This window comes from Luteibacter sp. NPDC104163 (genome assembly GCF_055584245.1).
Genome location: NZ_JBVJMK010000015.1, coordinates 24,184 through 44,440 on the forward strand (window position 1 = coordinate 24,184; position 20,257 = coordinate 44,440).

The window sequence follows — 20,257 nt, forward strand, 5'->3', positions numbered from 1 at the left end:
GGGGGGGGGGGTTTCCCTGCGTGGGGGGGGGTGGTCAAACCAACCCCCCGCCCCCCCCCCCCCCGGGGGGGGGGGGGGGGGGGGGGGGTGGGGGGGCCCCACACCCCCCCCCCCCCCCCCCCCCCGCTCCCACAACGCGACTGGATGTAGCGAATCCGTCACTTTCGACAAATCCTTCATTGCCGAATCCGTATACACGTATTCGGAGGCGGTTTTTGCAACCCTTTGTTGCTGGCCGCTGCTCTGCACGGTAGCCATGGGCATCGGGTGGGGTGGAGTGAGGGGGCTCGCTCATCCGGGCTTGTGCGTGCCCGTGCGTCAAAGCCGCTCCGGACGGCGGCTTAAACGGGAAACCCTACAACATGAAGACCTGTTCCACGCCTGCCTCCCGCCCGGCTCCAGGCGCCCGCCGCCGCGCGGTGCTGTTCCTCGCCATCGCCGCATCGCTCGCTGCTTCCGTACCAGGCGTGCATGCACAGACCACGACCGTCCCCAACTACAACCCGCGCGACAACGACGGCGAAGTGGGTGTCACCGTCGTCCCCACCGGCACCACGGTGAACCTCGTGGGCAATGCGGGCCAGTTCGAACAGGGCCTCACCGGTAACCAGCCGACCACGCTCCAGGCTCTGTACGACAAGGGCCGCATCCAGAACGGATCGGAGCAATGGATCGGCAAGCCGCGCCTCAACCCGGGCCCGCAAAACCAGGGCATCACGGTGCGCGACCCGATCACGGGGACCAACCGCGTGGTCTCCGTGTACAACTCGACGAATTTCAACGATCTCGCGCCGGTGACGTACCAGACGCAGGTGCCGGATATCGTCAACGTCGGCGATAACCAGTACATCGACATGCGCGTCGGCCAGGTAGGCAGCGGCGGCGGGACGCTCAACGTCGCGCTCGGTGATGCCGGTGCGGCCAGCAATAGCGCGAACAACGGCGTGACCCTTGCCGCGAAGCAGAGCACCTTGTTCGCCGCCGACGGCACCGGTACGGCGGCGAGCACGATCAACTGGAACTCGAACAATCGCTTCACCTTCGTGGGCGACCAGAATCCGGCGACCACGCAGGGTTACGCGGTTGGCTACATCTCGCAGTATGGCGGTACGTTCAACGTCACCGACCGCAACGGCGTCACCACCTCGCATACGGTGACGAACGCGGCCCAGCTCAGGGATTACAACGCGTTCCTCATCGCGGAGATCCAGAAGGGCTCGATCGACTACACGCAGTACACCAACCTGTTCAACCAGGCCTATACGTACAGCAACCAGAGCATCACCTACGGCATCACCGCGGATGACCAGCAGGATGGCTTCCAGCCAGTGGGCCAACGCGTCGTCATGGGCCTCGATGGCCCGAACGCGCGCGGCGTCGTCGCGGCGGGGTCCACGCTGGAAGGGGTGAATACCAACGGCGGACTGATTCGCGCGACGCGTGGCGCCGTGGTGCGGGTGCGCGGCACGATCGCCACCGCGGGCAACAGCGGCGACCGGACGGCGGTCGAACTGATCGGCGCGCGCGGCAGCAGCTCCGGCGTGATCAACGGCGGCTTCTTCGGCGGATCGCCGACCCAGCCTACGACGTATGGCATGAACATCGTCGATGCCAGCGATGGCAGCACGTTCACGAACAACAGTGCAGGCATCATCAACGCGGCACTGGGTACGGTGAATGGGGCTGGCCCGACCAACGCGATCCGGCTCGGGCCCACGTCGACGGCCACCAACAACGGCACGATCAACCTGGCCGTCACCGGCTCGAAGTCGAACGGCTCGATCAACGGTGTCTACATCAATACGCCGACGTCGACCTTCACCAACGGAGCTACCGGCCTGATCTACCTCGGCCGCGGCGCGCAGGCCAGCACGGCGGACCAGCCGGCGGACGTGGCGTTGAACCAGGCCTCGCTGAGCACAGGCATCAATGTCGCGACCGGTGGCACGGTCACCAACGCGGGCACGATCACCCTGGGCTCGCTCACGCAGAACGCGGCGGGCATCCTGGTGACGGGCGCGGGTGCCAACGTGAACAACGCGGGCACCATCAACGTGAACGGGCGCGCCTCCGCCGTGCCGCGCGACACCTTCGGCATCTCCGTGGTGAATGCGGGAAGCACGGGGCCGGGCATCCGCAATACGGGCACCATCAACGTGGCCGGGGTCAACGGCATCGGCATCAAGGCGCTTTCGACGGGTGGCACCGCTTCGCTGGTGCACAGCACGGGTGTGATCAACGTCTCGGGCGCCGCGGATCCGTCGAGCGGCACGCGCAACTACGGCGTGTGGACCGAAGGGCAGGGTACGGGCACGGCGACGGGCGACGTGCAGGGTGCGGTGAACCTCACCGGCACGGGCGCGATCGGCATCCATGCGCGCGGCCGCGCCACCGTCAACGTCGCGGCCGGCGCCGCGCCGACGTTCGCGAACGGCACGGACCAGATCGGGTTCTTCGCGTACGGCAACAACGCGCACATCAACGTAGCCAGCGGATCGAACCTCGACGTGTCGACCCAGCGCTCCACGTTGTTCCGGCTGGACAGTGGCGCGGACTTTGATGGCACGGGTCTCGCGGCCACGGTCTCGGGTCCGCAGGCCGTGGGCATCCTCGGTTCCGGCACGGGCTCCGTGCTCGATACGAAGAATGCGCGCATCGCCGTCACCGGCGCGGGCGCACAGGGTGTCGTCGCCGAGGGTGGCGCCACGGCGACGATCGATGCGGCAACGACGATGACGCTCACGGGTGACGGCGCAATCGGCGGCGTGTCGGACGGCCAGAAACATGACCTCACCGGTGCGAGCGTCAATACCCCCCTCGCCACGACGAGCCTGACCAGCAACGCGAACATCGCGTCCGCGGCGAACGGCGTGACCGGCCTTCTGGCCCGCAACCGGGCCCAGCTCACGAACGCCGGCGCGCTGGCCTTCACCGGAGCCGATACGACCGGTCTCGTCGTGGAATCCGGTGCCACGGCGAGTAACAGCGGTAGCGTCGATCTCAGCGGGCCGCGCGCGACCGGCGCCATCCTGCGTAGCGATGGCACGCTCGCCAATACGGGAAGCATCCATGTGGGGAATGGCACCGGCGTCCGTGTAGAGGGCGCGGGGACGCAGCGCCTCAATCCTGCCGGAACCATCGCCGTCGACGATGGCATCGCGGGCGTGCAGTTGCTTTCCGGTGCCGGCCTGCAACTGGGTAGCGGCGATTCGGCGATCACGACGAACGGCAGCGCGCATGGCGTGCTGCTCGACGCCGGCGCGACGTCACTGATCGCGCGCGGGACGACCATCGCCGCGTTGGGCACGGGCAATGCGATCGAGAACGCCGCCGACACGAGTGCGATCACCCTCGACCAGGCGGTGTTGCGAACGAATAACGGTGCCGGTCTCCGTACGGCGGTGGCGATCGACCCCGCGTCGTCGGCCACGCTCGATGTCGATGGCAGTGGTACCGGCTATGCGTTCCGTCGTGCCGACGGCAGCGCGACCACCGGCGATCTCGCCGTGGGAAGCGGTTTCACCATCAACGGCCGGGGCGCGGGAAGCACCGGCATCCAGGCACTGACGGACGGCGCGGTCGAGAGCGCGGCCACGGTGAATATTCTCGATGCCGCCGGCGGCTCGGCGCTGGTAGCGGGCACGGCGTCGTCCGTCACCAACGCGGGCACGCTCACCTCGGCGAGCACGACTGCCCCCGTGGTGGAGCTCGCCAACGGCAACGGCACCGCTTTCACCAACACGGGTATCGTCACCGCCGCTTCGCCTTCGGCGCTTGCCGTGCGTGGCAGTGCGGGGAATGACACGGTCAGCCTCGGCAGCGGCGCCGTTACCGGCGAGATCCTGACCGGGGAGGGTAGCGACACGTTCCAGTGGAGCGGTGGCACGCTCGCCGGCGGCCTGACGATGGGCAGCGGTGCAGGTAACCAGGCGACGCTCGGCAACGTCGATACGTCCTCGACCTACCACCTGCTGGCCGGCAACGGTGGCGGCAACGTACTGACGTTCGACGGCACCCAGGCGCGCGGCGGTACGTTCGACGCCGATGACCTTGGGAAGGGCATTCGCATCGCCGGCTGGAATACGTTCAACCTGGCGCGCGGCGCGGCGTTCGAGCTCAGCGATAACCTGGTCCTCGCCGGCAGCGACGTCAACATCGATCCCACCTCGACGCTGTACGCCGGGAATGGCGTGCACCCGGTCATCTCGGCGGCCACGCCGGGCACGGCAAACGTCAGCAACAGCGGCACCATCGACCTGACCAATGGCGCGGGCTCACCGGGCAACACCCTCACCGTGGACGGCAACTACACCGGCAACGCGGGCCGCGTGAAACTCGCCAGTACCTTGGATGCAGGCGGCCCGCTGGCCGCGCAATCGACCGACCGCTTGCTCGTGCAGGGCGATGCCAATGGGGAGACCGTGCTCGACGTGGCACCCACCACGGTGGGCAAGGGCGCGCTGACCGACCTGAATCGCGATGGCCTCGTCGAGGCCGGGGAAGGCATCAGCCTCGTCCAGGTCGCCGGCGCCTCGGACGGCGGCGCGTTCCGGCTCAAGGGCGGCTACCTTGCCTACGGTCCGTACCAGTACGGCTTGTACGCTTTCCAGCCCGGCTCGAGCGACGCGGCGCAACGCGTCGTCGGGGGTGCGACCAGCGGGAACACATTCTGGGACTATCGCCTCGCGAACGTGCTGGTATGCAACGGCCCGTGCCCAGCGCCCACCACGGATACGCCGGCACCGACGCCACCCGCAGGGACGCCGTATACGCCGCCCGTTCCAGCGGGCAGCGGCACGGGCATTCCCTCGCAGCCAGCGGCGGTTGAAACGCGGCCGGCGCTCGCACCACAGGTACAGGGTTATATCGCGGCCCCGTCGGCGCTCGCGCTGTATGGCTACCGTTCGGTCGACAACCTGCACCGCCGGCTCGGCGAGACGCGCAACATGGATGACCTCGGCGAAGGCCTGGGCGGGGAGACCTTCGTTCGCACCTTCGGTGGCGATTACAAGGTGTCGACCAACCGTTCCTTCAGCGAGTTCGGCGCCGATTACGATGTCGACACCCGCGCCGTGCAGGTTGGTGCGAATATCTTTGCGCTGGACATGGATCGCTCGAGCCTGCGCGCCGGCGTGGCGTACACGCATGGCACCACGCGGCTCGACCCGAAAGCGCCCGATGGCTACAGCCATGCGAAGTTCGATACGAACACCGTCGCCATGTTCGTCACCTGGCAGCAGCAGAACGGCTTCTACATCGACGCCATCGCGCAGGGCGATCGCCACGTGGGCGATGTGGATACCGGCCGCACGAAAGGCACGGCGCGGATCCACGGCAGTGGGTGGGAAGGTTCGGTGGAAGCGGGCTATCCGTTCCGGTTCGAGGGCGGATGGGAACTTGAGCCGCAGCTCCAGCTCACCCGCCAGCACGTGGGCCTGCGCGATCAGGTCGATGTCGATGGCATCGCCACGCACTACGAATCGCTTGACCAGACGATCGGCCGCGCGGGGCTACGCCTCGACCGCACCTGGACGACCGCAGCCGGCAGCCGGTTCACGCCGTATGCCCGGGCGAACTACATCAAGGGCTGGGGCGGCTCGCCGAAGGTGGATGTCGGCGCGGAAGGTTTCGACGTCACCCAGCAGTTCACCGGCGGCAAGTTCGGCCAGATGATGGAAGTGGGCCTGGGCGGCACGTGGGCGTGGCGCAACCACGTGTCCGTATACGGCGAGGCCGACTGGCAGAACAAGATCGGAGATGCGGGCGCGCGTGGCTGGTCGGCGAACCTCGGCGTCCGCTGGGATTTCTGACGCCCGATGTAACTGTGGGAGGGGCTGTGGGAGCGCGCTTGCGCGCGATGGGTGCTCGTGGCAAGCACCCATCGCGCGCAAGCGCGCTCCCACAAGGTCCCGGGCAGGTCAGTGAACCACGGGCAGTTCGACGTACGTCCCGTTCTCGCCGTCCCGCACGATCGTCTGCGTCGCCTTCACGTAATCGACCGGCTTCGCGTTGAAGATGTTCGGCACGAAGGTCTGCGGGTTGCGGTCGTACAGTGGGAACCAGCTGGACTGGATCTGGACCATCACACGGTGGCCGGGCTGGAACACGTGGTTCACCGTGGGCAGCGGGAAGCTGTAAGGCAGGGCCTTGTTCGCTTCCAGCGCCTTGGGCTTGTCGTAGCCCTCGCGATAACGGCCGCGGAAGATCTCCATCGCGACCGGCAGCTGGTAGCCGCCCATCGACGGCTTCTCTTCCACTTCGTCCGGGTACACATCAATCAGCTTCACCACCCAGTCGCTGTCGGTGCCACTGGTCGATGCGAGCAGGTGGACCAGCGGCTCACCGGAGACGCCCATCGGCTGCTCCAGCACGGGCGATACATAGGTCAGCACGTCGGTGCGCGTAGCGAACTGGCGCTGGTCGTCGACCAGCCATTCCGGCCACGAATCCTCGCGATCGGCGACGCCATGCGACCACGACTGGATCGGGCGCACGCGATAGGGCACCGGCTTGGCGGGATCCGACACATACGTGTCGTCGCCGGCGGCAGGCGCCGTCGTAGCGAAGCCACCCTTCGCTTCGACGTACCAACGCTGCATGCTCGGCGCACAGCCGCCGCGGCACGCGGAGGGCCACGTATCCAGCTGGCGCCACGCGTTCTCGCCGGTCACGAAGGCGTTCACCGGGGCGACGTTCGCCTTCGGCGCGCCATCCTTCAGGTATTGCGCGAGGAACGGCCGCAGCATGGTCTGGCGGAAGGTCTTGCCAGTATCGCTGCCCAGTTCGATCGCGCCGATGGTGCTGGCGTTTTCCCAGGTCTTCGCATGGCGCCACGGGCCGAGCACCAGCCATAGCTTCTCGTGGTTCGGGTCACGCGGGGCGAGCGCGCGGTACACCGCCATGTCGCCGTAGTTGTCTTCCTGGTCCCACAGGCTGTGCACGAGCATCGTCGGCACGGTCATCGGCTCTTTCGCCGCGATCCGGTCCAGCGCCTGTTCCGACCAGAAGCTGTCGTAGGCCGGGTGGGCCAGCAGCTTCTGCCAGAAGCCAAGCGCCTCCATGCCGTAGGCGCGGCCGATATCGCCGGCCGAGCCGCCCTGCAGGTAGAGGTCGTAATCGTCGCGGTAGCCGGTGGTCCAGCCGATGTTGCTCTTGCGGGAGTTCACCATGCCGTAGATGTACGGAATCATCTGCTGGCGGAAGGCTCCCCGGTGGAACCAGTCGTCGCCCATCCAGCCATCGATCATTGGGTTGATCGGCACGGCCACCTTGAGCGCGGGATGCGGATGGATCGTGGCGATCATTGCCTCGAAGCCATCGTAGGAAATGCCGATGATGCCGACCTTGCCGTTCGATTCCGGCACGTGCTGCACGAGCCAGTCGATCGTGTCGTAGATATCGGAGGATTCATCGATCGCCGTGGGGTTGCCATGGCCGATCGGCGGCCGGTTCATCACGAAGTCGCCTTCGGAACCGTTCTTGCCGCGGATGTCCTGGATGACGCGGATATAGCCATCCTGGACGATGATGTCGGCGGGGTTGTCGTAACCGCGCAGGGTCGGGCCGAGGTTGGGGCTATCGGAGCGATGGCCCATGCCGTCGGCACCGTAAGGCGTGCGGGTCAGCAGCATGCCGGTGTGCGTGGCGCCCTTCGGCACCAGGATCACCGTGTGCAGCTTCACGCCGTCGCGCATCGGGATATCCACCGTGCGCCGTTCGAAGGTGAAGCCCGGGTTGGCCGGCGTGAAGTGCGCCGGGATCTCCGTGGGCAGCTCTTTATAGGTCTTTTCGCCACCGACCGCCGGGGTCGCGAGGACCCCGGCGGCAAGCGCGACGATACCCAGTCGCAGGAGTGGATGCATGGTGGTTCCGTCAGAAGTCGTACGTGATGCCGAAGCGGGCGTAACGCGGCTGGGTGTAGCTGATCACCTGCTGGTAGCCATCGTTCACCGAGTTCGTGCTGCCGGAGACCGGGTTGGTCCGCTGCGAGCGCTGCTGGTTGAGGATGTTGAACACCGACACGGTGAAGGCCAGCTTCTTGTCGGCCCAGAGCGGACGATACTCGGTGCTCACGTCGACCAGCTCTTCCCAAGGCTCGCGACCCTTGGCGCCATAGGCCGAAGGTACGCCGAAGCAGAAGTGGTAGTAGCTGCCGTAGCCCGACGGATCACCCTCGTTCGCGCCATAGCGGCCCAGGCACGACTTCGGCAGGCCCGACTGGATCAGGATGTTGGCCGAGACCAGCCATTCCGGTGCGATCTGGTAGGAGCCGTAGATCTTCAGCTGGTGCTTGCGGTCGTTGCCCAGGTCGCCATTCGCGTAGTTCATCAGCGTGGCGTAATCCCAGTCACGCGAAGCGGCGACCGAGCCCTGGCCGACGTCCGAACGCACCTGGCCTTCGGTGTTGCCGTAGCTGTGCGACCACAGGTAATCGATCTTGCCCGACCACACGCCATCGAACGGATGCGACAGGTACAGGTCGAGGCCGTAGTAGTTGCGCTTGAGGTGCGGGAAGCCGAAGTCGGCGTTGGTCACGGTCACGTCGGTGTAACCACCGTTCGCGTTCACCAGCGAATACACGTTCGCGCGGCCCGGGTTCGAGAGGTAGCAGCTGCCGACGGTCACCGCGTCGATATCCGCACCCTGGGCGATCGCTGCGCGGCTGATCGCGCCGTTATCGCAGACGTCGTCCAGCGCGTTGCGCAGCTTGCGCACCGTCGCCTTGGCACCCGCGACCCAGTCGGCATTGATCTGCTTGTCCGCACCCAGGATGAACTCGTCCTGGTATTCCGACTTGATGTTCTTCGAGCTGACGGTCTTGGGATCGGGCGGCTGGCCGTATTCGCCGTTCGGGGAAACGGCGCCACCGGTGGCCGACTGGATGAACGTCACGCCGGTCGGCAGGCCGCTGGCATCGATGCCGGTATACGTGAAGTACTGGTTGGTGGCGAGCGAGCCGGCGGAGGTGCGCAGCGCCACGGAGGCCGGCATGGCGAGGAAGTAGCGGCCCGCGTTGCCGTACACCTTCATGGTGGAATCGCCGTTCACGTCCCAGCTGAAGCCGAGGCGCGGCGCCCACTGCGGCTTGGTCAGCTTGAGGTACGGCTGGCCGGCGGGGTTGTAGTTGGTGAACTGGTCGTTGCGGATGCCGAGCGAGAGCATCAGGCGGTCGGTGACCTGCCAGTCATCCATGATGTATTGCGCGCGCTGCTTCACGCGCACCGAGGCGAGCGTGTTGTAGTGGCGGTAGTAGCCGAAGTAGCCGGTCTGGCCGCCCGGGTAATCGCCCGGCTTGCCGACGAAGGGGCTGTCGCTGATGTTGAGGTTCGGGTCCTGCTTCGCGTACCACAGCTCGTAGCCGACGCCACCGATCGTGGTGCCGTCATCGATATCGTGCGAATCCTGGTTGTCGATACCCGCGGTGATCGAGTGGGTGCCGATCCTGTAGTTCAGGTCGACGCGCAGGTTGCGGTTGGTCGACTCGTGGTCCGGGTTGTCCACGGTATCCAGGGTCTGGCCGTTGGTGATCGGCGTCCCGCCGTTCAGTGCCGGGTTCTGGCCGCTGACGTTGCCGATGAACGGGCCCACGATGCCGGTATCCGGCGGCTCGTTGTAGTACGTGAGCTTCGACTTGCCGTACAGGGCGGTGAGCGTCAGGTCGTCGGTGATGTAGCTCGTGTACTTCGCCACGTACACCATGGCCTTGGTCTTGTACGTCGAGTCTTCGCTCGCGTAGTCGCCGACGGTGTTGGTGTCGTAGTCGTAATTGTACTTGTTGCCGTTGGAACGGTGGGTCTGGTTGACGCCGGTCAGTTCGAGGATGTTGTTGTCATTGATGTTCCAGTCGATCTTGCCGTACCACTTCGGATCCTTGTACGTGTACTTGGTGTCGTACGCGTGGTTCACGTCGCCGACGCTGTTGCCCTGGCTGCGCTCCATTTCCACCGCGGCGAAGGCGTAGAGCTTGTCCTTGATCAGCGGGCCACCGGCGTAGGCGCTGATCGTCGAGGTCCACTCGTGGTTACGGTCGTTGCGCTGGTTGATCGTGCCCGGGGGCGCCGGGTTGTCGTGGCCGTACGTGATGTTGCGGGCGCTGGCGCGCGCGAAGTCCGGCTCCCACAGCACCTGCGCACCGAAGTGCCATTCGTTGGTGCCACGCTTGCCGACCTGGCTGATCACGCCGCCATCCGAACGGCCGTACATCGCCGAGTAGCCGCCGCTCAGGATTTCCTGCTGGTCGATCGCACCGTAAGGCAGGGTCACGCCACCGAAGCCGCTGAGCGGATCGGTCGTGTTCATGCCGTTGATGTAGTAAGCGTTCTCGGTCACCGACGAGCCGGCGAAGCTCACCGTGCTGCCACCGAAGGCACCCTTGAAGCCGGTGTAGCCCGGCGATGCGCCCGGGGCGAGCAGGGCGACCGCTTCGGCGGAGCGCTGCAGCGGCAGGCGGGCCAGGTCGGCCGAGGTAATGACCGTGCTCGAGGCGACGGTCGCGACGTCGATCTTCGGCAGCGCGCTGGCCGAGACGGTCACGGCGCTGAGGTCCTGCGCGCTGGACGACGAGGCGGCCGTGAACGAGACATCGGTGGCCGCGCCGACGCGCAGGGTGACGTTTTCGCGCGAATCCACGGGCTGGCCGTTCGCGCGGAGAGTGACTTTGTACGTCGCCAGCGGCAGGGATTCGGCCGTGTAGCGGCCGCGTTCGTCGACGGCGACTTCGCGGGTGAGGCCGTTGCTGCCTTCGATCAGGACGGTTTCACCAGCGGTGGCGGGCGCGGTGCCGGTGATACGGCCCGTGGTGGCCTGGCCATAGGCGAGGCCACTGAACGTCGCGGCAACCGCTGCGCACAGCAAGGTACGGCGTAGTGCGGGAAGGGAACTCATGGGGTGCTCCGGAAAGGCTGGGTCTGTGACAGTGAGGATTCGATCGATTGAAATAACAGGCGTGAAGCGGCCTTCCTGGCGCGATGTTGTGAATGGATCAGGCGAGCGCGACCTCGCGCACCGCCTTGCGGACGGCGGCGAACGCGCGGGATTTCTCGGATTTGCGGTCGGTAACGAGCACATCGATCCGCTCGGGTTCGCACCAGCTGGCGCGGCTGCGGACGCCGACCTTCGAATGGTCGGCGGCCAGGATCACGCGGCGTGCGTTGGCGCACATCGCACGCGCGACTTCCACTTCCTCCAGTTCGAAGCTGCTGGCGCCCGCGTTCGCATCCACGCCCACCGGCGAGAGGATGGCGAGGTGGGCCTGGTAGCGATGGATCTCCGACACGGTGGTCGCGCCGTTCGTGCAACCGATCTGGGCGTCGAATCTGCCGCCCAGCAGGTGCACGGTGTTGCCGTCGCGCGCGGCGAAGCGCGAGGCCACGTCCACGGCGTTGGTGATGATGGTGAGGCCGCTGCGCGTCGCCAGGGCCTCCGCCACCACGTTCATGGTGCTGCCCGCATCCATGAAGATCGTCTGGCCGCTCTCGACCAGGGTCGCCACGACTTTCGCGATGGCGCGCTTCTCGCGCACCCGCGTGGCGTGGCGTACGTCGATCGGCGGCTCATCGGAGGTCAGCACCGCGCCACCGTGCACGCGGCGGATCTCGCCACGCTCCGCCAGCTCGACCAGGTCGCGGCGGATGGTTTCGCGCGAGACGCCGAGCTCGGTGACGATCCGCTCCACGGAGACCTGGCCGCTGGTGCGGAGCAGGTCACGGATGCGGGTGTGTCGTTCTTCATGCCACATGGCGTCGTTCCTTGAGTGTGTGCAAGAGCAGGCGCATGGCGCCGAGTGCGAGGGCACCCGCCACCACGACGCACATGGCGTACGCGGCGGCCTGGGCCAGGAAGCCGTTTTCATCCAGGCGCATCACGCTGACCGAGGCGAGGCCCACGTCGGCGGTGACGAGGAAGATGACGCCGGACAGCGTCACCATCGAGCGCATGAACAGGTAGAAGAAAGTGGAGATCGCGGCGGGCGCGGTGAACGGGAGCACCGCATCGCGCAGTACCTCGCGCGTGCCGCCGCCAAACGCCGCCACGGCGTCCTCAAGGGCATCGGGCACCTGGCGCATGCCGGTCTGCATCGTGAGGAACGCCTGCGCGTGGTAGTGGTAGAGGCTGCACGCGGCGATGATGATGAGGCTGCCGTGCAGCCAGCCCGACAGGGGGCCATGGTTGAACGCCATGACATAGCCCAGGCCGACGACCATGCCCGGCACCGCGGCAGGCAGCGAGGCGATGAACTGCAGCGGACGCGCGAGCACCGGCGGTGCCTTGCGCAGGCCCGCGCACAACGCGAAGACCAGCACGCACCCTGCGACCGCCGCGATGAACGACATGGCCAGCGAGGTCCACACGGGACCGAAGCCCCCACTCATGCCGGTGTAGTTCGCCAGCGTGAGCGACTGCTGGTACGGCCACAGTTTCACGAAGGACACATAGGCCACCGTGGCGACGACGGCGACGATCGGCAGCAGCGCGGCGAGCGAGACGACGGCGAGGAAACCATCACGCCCGGCATGCCGCGCCGGCATGAGCGCGCGACCAGGCGCGCCGTCACCACTGTCCTGCCGGCGCTTCGCCAGGCGGCCCAGCCACACCGAGAGTAGCGCCGGGAGCAGCAGTACCATGCCGAGCGTCGCGCCCATGGCGAAGTCGAGCTGGCCCACCACCTCGCTGTAGATCTCCATCGCGAGGACGCGGTAATTGCCACCGACGATCACGGCGCTGCCGAAGTCGGTGAGCGTTTCGGTGAAGACGAGGAAGGCGGCCGCGAGCAGGGCGAAGCGCAGGCGCGGCAGCGTGATATCGACGAACTGGCGCCACGGCGTGGCACCCATGGATGCGGCCGCGTCGTAATGGCGCGCTGGGGTACGCGCGAGCGCGGCGGAGACGATCAGCACGACCTGGGGCAGGCCGTACAACGTATTGGCGATGACCAGGCCCGGGAAGCCGTAGATATCGGTCGGCAGGCCGGTGAGCCGGTGCACGAGGCCGTTCCGGCCGAGCAGCAGCACCAGGCCGAGGCCGAGCACCAGTGAGGGCGCGAGCATCGGCAGGAGCAGCGTCGCCCGGATCAGCGCCTTGCCCGGCAGGCGCGAGCGGTGCAACGCCATCGCGATACCCAGGCCGAACGCTACCGTGGCCAGCGTCGTCACCAGGCCGGTTTCCACGCTGTGCAGGGCGGCGCGCGGCAGGCCCGGGTCATCGAGCAGGCGAGCGTAATTGGCCAGGGTGAACGCGCCACCAGCGTCGGTCACGCTGCGCCAGGCCACGCTGAGCAGCGGATACAGGAAGAACACGAGCAGGCCGGCGCACGGCACCGCCAGCAGCAACCAGGCCAGGTGGCTCGTGCGTGCGGGCGCGTTGGGCGCGGCGACGGCGTTCACGTGCACACCCACGCGCCGCGGATCGCATCGACGGCCACGGCTTCACCCGGGGTGAGCGTGTTGCGTCCGTGCAGTTCAGCGACAAGGCGCTGGCCACGCCATGCAAGGCCGGCGCGTGCAAGGTTGCCAAGGTAGGTGACATCGGAAACGACGGCGTCGCCACGCGGGTCGGCTTCCAGCACGATGTCTTCCGGCCGCAGGCACAGCTCCCAGGTGGCATCCGCGCCCGGCGGGCGCCGTTCGAGGAAGCCCGGCATCACCTCGCGCACGAAGGCGGTGGGCAACAGGTTGGCGTGCCCGATGAAGTCGGCGACGAAGCGCGACGATGGGCGTTCGTAAAGGTCACGCGGCGAACCGATCTGTTCGATCCGGCCGGCTTTCATGCAGACGATGGTGTCGGCCAGGGCCAGGGCTTCGTCCTGGTCGTGGGTGACCATGATCGTCGGGATGCCGAGCGAGCGCTGCAGCGAACGGATCTCGCCGCGCAGCTGTGCACGGATGGCCGGGTCGAGCGCGGAGAGCGGTTCATCGAGCAGGAGCAGTGCCGGTTCCGCCGCGAGCGCGCGAGCCAGCGCGACGCGTTGCTGCTGGCCGCCCGACAGTTCATCGGGGAAGCGGCCGCCGAAGCCACCCAGGCCCACCTTCGCCAGCAGCTCGGTGCTGCGCGTGGCGATGGTGCTGGCCGGGATCCCGCGCAGCCGCATCGGGTAGCCGACGTTGGCGGCGGCGGTCAGGTCGGGAAAGAGCGAGTACGACTGGAACACGATGCCCATGCCGCGCTCGCGCGCGGGCACATGGGTAATGTCCCTGCCTGCCAGTTCGACCCGGCCCGCGTCGGGCTCGGTCAGGCCCGCCACGATGCGCAGCAGCGTGGTCTTGCCGCAGCCGCTGGGGCCGAGCAGGCAGACGAAATCGCTCGCGCCCGCGCTGAACGACACGCGGTCGAGGACCGTGTGGCCGCCCCAGGCCTTGCTGATTTCTTCGAGGCGCAGATGCATGAACCGAAACTCCCCCGCAGCCGGCGCGTCAGCGCGTCAGTTGCTTGAAACGTGCAATGAGTGCCGCGCGCTCGCGCGCCGCGGCGTCGAAATCCCGCGCGGGCAGGGTGGCGACCACATCGGCCGGCAGCCCCGCGCGTTGTTGTTCTTCCGTCGGCTTGCTTCCCGGCGCCGCGACGATTTCCTTGTAACCGCGGTACAGCGCGGCGGCGGCGGGTGAGGCGGTCCAGTCGAGGAAACGCTGTGCATCGCGCGTGTTTGCCGCGGCCTTCATAAGACCGGAGCCTTCCAGCTCGTAACCGGTGCCATCGCTGGGCAGCACCATCGTCACCGGGTAGCCCTGTCGGATCGACTGCATGGCGGAAAACGCGAACGACACGCCGATCGGGAACTCGCCGATCCGCGCGAGCTTGCAAGGCGCGGAACCGGAGAGGGTGACCTGGCCGAGGTTGGCGGCGATATCGGTCACGAGGCGCATGCCGTTCGGATCGCGCCCTGCATCGCTGAGCGACGAGAGCACCATGTAGCCCGTACCCGAGGACGCGGGGTCCGGCATCGCGATCTGCCCGCGATAGGCCGGTGACGTGAGGTCGTGCCACGTGCGCGGCATCGGCAACCCGTGCTCGGCCAGCGCTTCACGGTTCACGCATAGGGCCGCCATGTAACCGGTCGGAGCGAACCAGCGGCCATCCCTGCCGCGGAAACGGGCGGGCAAAGCGTCGATGGCGGGGCTGTGCACCGGTTGCAGGAGTGCCGCGATGCGCGGATCCAGCAGGTCGGTCGCGGCCATGCCCCAGACCACGTCGTTGCGCGGTTCCGCGGACTCGGCGAGCAGGCGCGCCGCCAGGTCGCCGCTGGACAGGCGGAGCACGTGGATGTCCACGTCGGGCAGGGCCTTCTTCGCGCCATCCAGGTACGTAGCGATCTCGTCGCTTTCCAGCGCCGAATAGACCGTCAGCGTGCCGGCCCGTGCGGACACGCACACGGCAAGCAAAGCGGCGACGCTGGCGATGTAGCGGCTTGGACGCATGCAGGGCCCCAGGGGTTCATCTCGCGACCATCGGGGTGGAAAAGATCACCCACCCGTGTGGCGTTTTGGGTATATTTGCAAACATGTGGACTCGACGTCCACAGGAAAATTTCCGTTTTCGTCATTAACCTGAAACGTGCGAAAGCTAGATCGCGCATGTCTTTTTGGAGTCTCGAGTGACCGTCCATGCACCGCTGTCCGCCGCCGAGCGGGCCGAGTTCGAAGCGTTTGCCACGGGCATCGCCAACAATGCACGCGCTTTGTCTCTGCCGCGTTTCCGTCGCCCCGTCGATGTGACGCTCAAGCGCGACATGAGCCCGGTCACCGCGGTGGATCGCGGCGTGGAGGCGATGCTGCGCGAGCGGATCGAACAGGCGTGGCCGGAACACGGCCTGCTCGGCGAGGAATACGGCCCTAGCCGGGTCGACGCGGAGTTCGTCTGGTCGATCGACCCGATCGACGGCACGCGCAGCTTCATCTCGGGCTGGCCGCTGTGGGGCACCCTCATCGCGTTGCTGCGCGGCGGATCACCGGTGCTGGGTGTCCTCGACATGCCGGTGCTGGATGAGCGCTGGGTGGGGCATGTCGGCGTCGGCACGACGATGAACGGCGTGCCTTGCCACACGAGCGACTGCCAGTTGCTGGCCGATGCGACGCTCTACACGACGACCCCCGACATGTTCACTGCGGAAGAATGGGTCAGCTTCGATCGCACCAGCCGCGCGGCGCATGCACGCCGCTTCGGTGGCGATTGCTACGGCTACGGCATGCTGGCATCGGGCCACATCGATGCCGTGATCGAATCCAACCTCATGCCGTATGACTACCTCGCGATCGCGCCAGTGGTCGAGGCGGCGGGCGGCGTCATGACCGACTGGGAAGGCCGCGCACTCGGCCTGCAGAGCGGCGGGCGCGTGGTCGCCGCGGCGACGCCCGAGCTGCACGCCGCGCTCATCGCTTCGCTGAAAGGATAGGCTGATGTTCTCCAGCGACCGCCGCCGGTTCCTGCAGGGCGCTGCCGCCACGGCGGCCGCGACGCTGATCGCGCAGGGCGTGCCCGCCAGCATCGCGCGCGCCATGGCGACGCCACCCGACCGGCGTACCGGCACGATCAACGACATCAGCCACGTCGTGATCCTGATGCAGGAGAACCGTTCGTTCGATCACTACTTCGGCTGCCTGCGTGGCGTGCGCGGCTTCAACGATCCGCGCGTGCTTGAACTGGGCAACGGCGATCCCGTGTGGAAGCAGCCGACGACGGCGACGCATACGAAGTTCTGGAAATCGCGCGGTATCGGTGCGGATGTCGGCTGGGTCTATCCGTTCCACCTGGATACGCGCGCAAGCGGTGACCACCATGAGGGCACCGACCATGGCTGGAGCACGGGCCATGGTGCGTGGAACCTCGGCCGCAACGATCGCTGGATCGAACAGAAGCAGGATGTGCTCACCATGGCCTACCTGCGCCGGGAGGACGCGGCATTCCACTACGCGCTGGCCGATGCGTTCACCGTATGCGACGCGTACCACGCATCGGCACTTGCAGACACGGCCATCAACCGCATTTACCTCTGGAGTGGCACGTCGGATCCGGCCGGGCGCCTGGGAGTGAAGGGCAATGGTCCCGGCACCGAGGAGCGCGCGAACACCAACGGCTACACCTGGACCACGTATCCGGAACGCCTGGAGAAAGCGGGCATCAGCTGGCGCGTTTACCAGGGTGGCACCGGTGAACCCGGGTCGCCCACGGACAACTACACGGATAACTCGCTCGAGTTCTTCGCGGCCTACCAGGTGCAGGAAGGCGCGGACCCGCATAGCGCGCTCGTCCGCAACGGTGTCTCCACGCATACGCTGCGCGACCTGCGCAACGATGTCGTGCATGACCGGTTGCCGCAGGTCACCTGGATCGTCGCGCCGTACAAGTACAGCGAGCACCCGACCTCATCTCCCGCCGACGGCGCGTACTACATCCGCGCCGTGCTCGATGCGCTGACGGCGAACGCGAAGGTGTGGAGCCGCAGCGTGCTGTTCCTCAACTATGACGAGAACGACGGCTTTTTCGACCACGTCGTGCCACCGGCACCGCCGCTGGCGAATGGCGAGGGTGGGGTGGTCTCCGCGACGCTCGCCGACGGCTTGCGCGATGAAATCATGGATCTCGACGCCCATCCGCGGATTTCGAGTCCCATCGTTCCCGGCAGCGACCCGAAGGGACTGCAGGTCGTCGGCCTCGGCAACCGCGTGCCGATGATCGTGGTCTCGCCGTGGACGCGCGGCGGCTGGGTATGCAGCGAGACCTTCGATCACACTTCGGTACTGCGCTTCCTCGAGAAGCGCTTCGGTGTCGAGGAGCCCAACATCAGCAGCTGGCGTCGCGCCGTGTGTGGCGATCTCACCAGCTGCTTCGATTTCGCGGGCGCACACGATGGGAAGGTGCCGGCGATCGCCGTCCCTAACGGCTCGACGGGAAAGGCACCCATCGCGGTCCCCGCCGAGCAGGTCATGCCGGTACAGGAACCAGGCCAGCGCCCTGCACGGCCGCTCGGATACGCGTGGTCCGTGCAGCATCGGCTGGCGGATGGGCGAAGCCACATTGCTTTCAACAACTCCGGCTCACTCGGCGCGGCGTTCCTCGTGTACGACGGCCTGGACCGCGACGCGCCGCCGCGACGCTATACCGCCGCGGCGGGCGATACGATTGAAGACGGCTGGCCGCTTGCCGCGCGTGGCGATGCGTATGATCGCCGCATCCATGGCCCCAACGGCTTCTACGCAGCCTTGCGCGGTGCCACTGACGATACCCTCGAGGTCAACGTGCGCGGTGTTCCCGGCGAACGGCGGATCGAGGTTGTCGTGGCGAATACGGGCGGTACCCGCATGGGGTGTCGCGTGGGTAATGCGTACGCCGGCGACGAATCACGCCACCTCAACATCGATGCGGGCGCCACCGAAACGGTCGCCCTCGACCTCAACGGCAGCGGCGGCTGGTACGACGTAAGCGTCACGACGCCGGAAGCACCGCGCTACCTGCGGCGCTACGCAGGCCACCACGAGGACGGCAAGCCCGCGACCAGCGATCCCGGCCCACGCGGCTGACGATTCGGCCTCCGGTTGTGGGAGCGCGCTCGCGCGCGATGGGCCTGGCCGCAACCCGGCATCGCGCGCAAGCGCGCTCCCACAAGGAATAGCAGGCTATAGCGACGCGCTGGTGGCGGTCGCTTTTGCCGCACCACGAAGCGCACCAGCACGCCCCGGCGCCTGTGCCAGCGCATCCTGGAACGCCGCCAGTGCGGGCCCTGGCTTGTGCTGTTCGAACAGCAACTCACCGAGCTGCTCGCGCGCCGGCACGATGGGGCCGGGCGTGACGGGGCGCTTCTCGATCCGGTCTTCCTTCTCCGCGGCGTCGCTCAGCAACGCGACGGCCCCAGCGGGATTACCGCTTGCCTGCGCCGCCCAGGCCATGACCTCGGTCGCCAGGATTCCGGTCTGCTCCGCCCAGTACGTGTCGCCCGCCACGTGCAGGCGAGCCTCGATGCCACGGAGGCGCTCACCTTGTGCCCGCGCCTCGTCGGGGCGGCCGGTCCGCGCAAGCCCGATGCCCTTCGCCCAGAGCGCGACCGCCACGACCGATTCGGGTGCGCCCTGCGGTGGCGTGATCGCGGCGGCTTCGTCCCAGCGTGCTTCTTCCACGGCGACGCGCACTGGCATGGCCGTCGACGCATAGGCGATGGCGAAATCCGTCATGTCGAGTCGCGGAAGCTTCTTCATCTCGGCGATGACCTGCCGCGCTTCCTTGTCGCGCCCGGTCTGCAGGTACGCATACACGAGGTAATCCATGGCGTGTAGCTGGCCCATCAGGTCACCCTGCGCGCGCGCCGCCTTTTCCGAGGCGATGTTCGATGCGATCGAGTCATCCCACAAACCCAGCCGGGTGAAAATGTGCGAAGGCATGTGCAACGCATGCGAGGCGGATGGCGCGATGCTCGCGTATTTGCGCGCGGCGTCGAGGCCTTGCTTCGCCAGTTCGGCGCTATCGCAGGCATGGATGAGGATGTGCGCGATGCCGGGGTGGTCAGGGTGCGCCTTGAACAGGGGCGCGAGTATCGCGACGGCCTGCTTCTGCCGCGCATGCGTCTTGTCGGTGGGTGATGCATTGGCCAGCAAGGCCACGGCGTAGAACACCTGTGCCTCGGTGTCATCCGGATGGCTGCCTGCCACCACCGCCATCGCCTGCTCGTAGGCCATGGTTCGTTGCGCGCTCGTAAGCTTGGGGTCGGCCCGGTAAAGCTGGCCCAGCGCACGGATGTAATCGCGATCGGACCCGGCCGCGGGTTGCAGCTTCGCGGCTTCCTGCGCTTCCTTTTGTCCTTCGGCGAAGGTTGCTGGGGGCAGGGGAGGCTGCCAGACCGGATGGAAGTCGGTCATGGCGATGCCCCAGTGGGCCATGGCGCATTTCGGGTCCTTCGCGGCGACCTCCCTGAAGGCTTTCTGGGCGGCGCTGAATGCGAAGGAGTGCAGCAGGGCGACCGCGCGGTCGAACGGCTGCTGCACGGCCGGTGCGCAGGCAATGGGAAACGAGACCGTGCCGAGTTTTTCCGGCACGGGGTGGTCGTGGTCGTGCATTTCCTGGGCATGCGCTGCGCCGGTGCAGGCGAGCATGGCTAGCAGGACGCGCGTTCGAGCGATCATCGCGGGTGCCTTTGATGCGCCCGGGGCAAAAGGGCAAACACCAATGTACCCCCGCCGGCCAGTCAGGCCCATCTGCAATACGGCTAGCCCATACGTTCCCTTTTCGAAAACGCACGGTTTTGTGCGGGCGAGCTCGCCTTCGGCCTCGATCAGAC

Annotated in this window: 10 protein-coding genes; 3 read left to right on the forward strand and 7 right to left on the reverse strand. The window is 67.1% G+C overall.

The features are described 5' to 3' along the window. Nucleotides 1-362 precede the first annotated feature (362 nt). Nucleotides 363-5,810, forward strand: coding sequence for an autotransporter outer membrane beta-barrel domain-containing protein (locus ACZ6YI_RS16515; protein WP_465779618.1), 5,448 nt, complete (start codon nucleotides 363-365; stop codon nucleotides 5,808-5,810). Nucleotides 5,811-5,918: 108 nt separating this feature from the next. On the opposite strand, the gene ACZ6YI_RS16520 is transcribed toward ACZ6YI_RS16515, so the two are convergent. From ACZ6YI_RS16520 to ACZ6YI_RS16545, 6 genes are all read right to left on the reverse strand, one after another. Next, on the reverse strand, nucleotides 5,919-7,862 hold the full coding sequence (locus tag ACZ6YI_RS16520) for a CocE/NonD family hydrolase (protein WP_465779619.1): 1,944 nt from the start codon (nucleotides 7,860-7,862) through the stop codon (nucleotides 5,919-5,921). Between the two features lie 10 nt (nucleotides 7,863-7,872). Then, a complete protein-coding gene (locus tag ACZ6YI_RS16525) occupies nucleotides 7,873-10,884 on the reverse strand; it encodes a TonB-dependent receptor (protein ID WP_465779620.1) in 3,012 nt (1,003 codons plus the stop codon). Nucleotides 10,885-10,981: 97 nt separating this feature from the next. Beyond that, entirely contained in the window at nucleotides 10,982-11,737 is a 756-nt protein-coding gene (locus ACZ6YI_RS16530; protein WP_465779621.1) for a DeoR/GlpR family DNA-binding transcription regulator, read from the reverse strand. Then, nucleotides 11,727-13,382 (reverse strand): ABC transporter permease subunit, encoded by a 1,656-nt coding sequence (locus tag ACZ6YI_RS16535; RefSeq protein WP_465779622.1) that lies wholly within the window; start codon nucleotides 13,380-13,382, stop codon nucleotides 11,727-11,729. Before ACZ6YI_RS16535 ends, ACZ6YI_RS16530 begins: the two co-directional genes overlap by 11 nt. Beyond that, nucleotides 13,379-14,380 (reverse strand): ABC transporter ATP-binding protein, encoded by a 1,002-nt coding sequence (locus ACZ6YI_RS16540; RefSeq protein ID WP_465779623.1) that lies wholly within the window; start codon nucleotides 14,378-14,380, stop codon nucleotides 13,379-13,381. Before ACZ6YI_RS16540 ends, ACZ6YI_RS16535 begins: the two co-directional genes overlap by 4 nt. A gap of 28 nt (nucleotides 14,381-14,408) precedes the next feature. Further along, entirely contained in the window at nucleotides 14,409-15,410 is a 1,002-nt protein-coding gene (locus tag ACZ6YI_RS16545; RefSeq protein ID WP_465779624.1) for an ABC transporter substrate-binding protein, read from the reverse strand. Between the two features lie 176 nt (nucleotides 15,411-15,586). Between ACZ6YI_RS16545 and hisN the strand changes: the two genes are divergently transcribed. Together hisN and ACZ6YI_RS16555 are read left to right on the forward strand one after the other, a co-directional pair. Then, nucleotides 15,587-16,384, forward strand: a complete 798-nt coding sequence (hisN, locus tag ACZ6YI_RS16550; protein WP_465779625.1) for a histidinol-phosphatase — start codon at nucleotides 15,587-15,589, stop codon at nucleotides 16,382-16,384. 4 nt (nucleotides 16,385-16,388) lie between these two features. Then, the gene (locus tag ACZ6YI_RS16555) at nucleotides 16,389-18,509 is read left to right on the forward strand and encodes a phosphocholine-specific phospholipase C (protein ID WP_465779626.1); all 2,121 of its coding nucleotides are present in this window, start codon (nucleotides 16,389-16,391) and stop codon (nucleotides 18,507-18,509) included. Nucleotides 18,510-18,605: 96 nt separating this feature from the next. Here the strand turns inward: ACZ6YI_RS16555 and ACZ6YI_RS16560 are convergent, their stop codons facing one another. Next, nucleotides 18,606-20,102 (reverse strand): tetratricopeptide repeat protein, encoded by a 1,497-nt coding sequence (locus tag ACZ6YI_RS16560; protein ID WP_465779627.1) that lies wholly within the window; start codon nucleotides 20,100-20,102, stop codon nucleotides 18,606-18,608. Nucleotides 20,103-20,257: the final 155 nt, after the last annotated feature.

Coding starts and splice junctions, on each gene's coding strand:
- ACZ6YI_RS16515 (WP_465779618.1), top strand. CDS start 363: ATGAAGACCTGTTCCACGCCTGCCTCCCGCCCGGCTCCAGGCGCCCGC.
- ACZ6YI_RS16520 (WP_465779619.1), bottom strand. CDS start 7,862: ATGCATCCACTCCTGCGACTGGGTATCGTCGCGCTTGCCGCCGGGGTC.
- ACZ6YI_RS16525 (WP_465779620.1), bottom strand. CDS start 10,884: ATGAGTTCCCTTCCCGCACTACGCCGTACCTTGCTGTGCGCAGCGGTT.
- ACZ6YI_RS16530 (WP_465779621.1), bottom strand. CDS start 11,737: ATGTGGCATGAAGAACGACACACCCGCATCCGTGACCTGCTCCGCACC.
- ACZ6YI_RS16540 (WP_465779623.1), bottom strand. CDS start 14,380: ATGCATCTGCGCCTCGAAGAAATCAGCAAGGCCTGGGGCGGCCACACG.
- ACZ6YI_RS16545 (WP_465779624.1), bottom strand. CDS start 15,410: ATGCGTCCAAGCCGCTACATCGCCAGCGTCGCCGCTTTGCTTGCCGTG.
- ACZ6YI_RS16555 (WP_465779626.1), top strand. CDS start 16,389: ATGTTCTCCAGCGACCGCCGCCGGTTCCTGCAGGGCGCTGCCGCCACG.
- ACZ6YI_RS16560 (WP_465779627.1), bottom strand. CDS start 20,102: ATGATCGCTCGAACGCGCGTCCTGCTAGCCATGCTCGCCTGCACCGGC.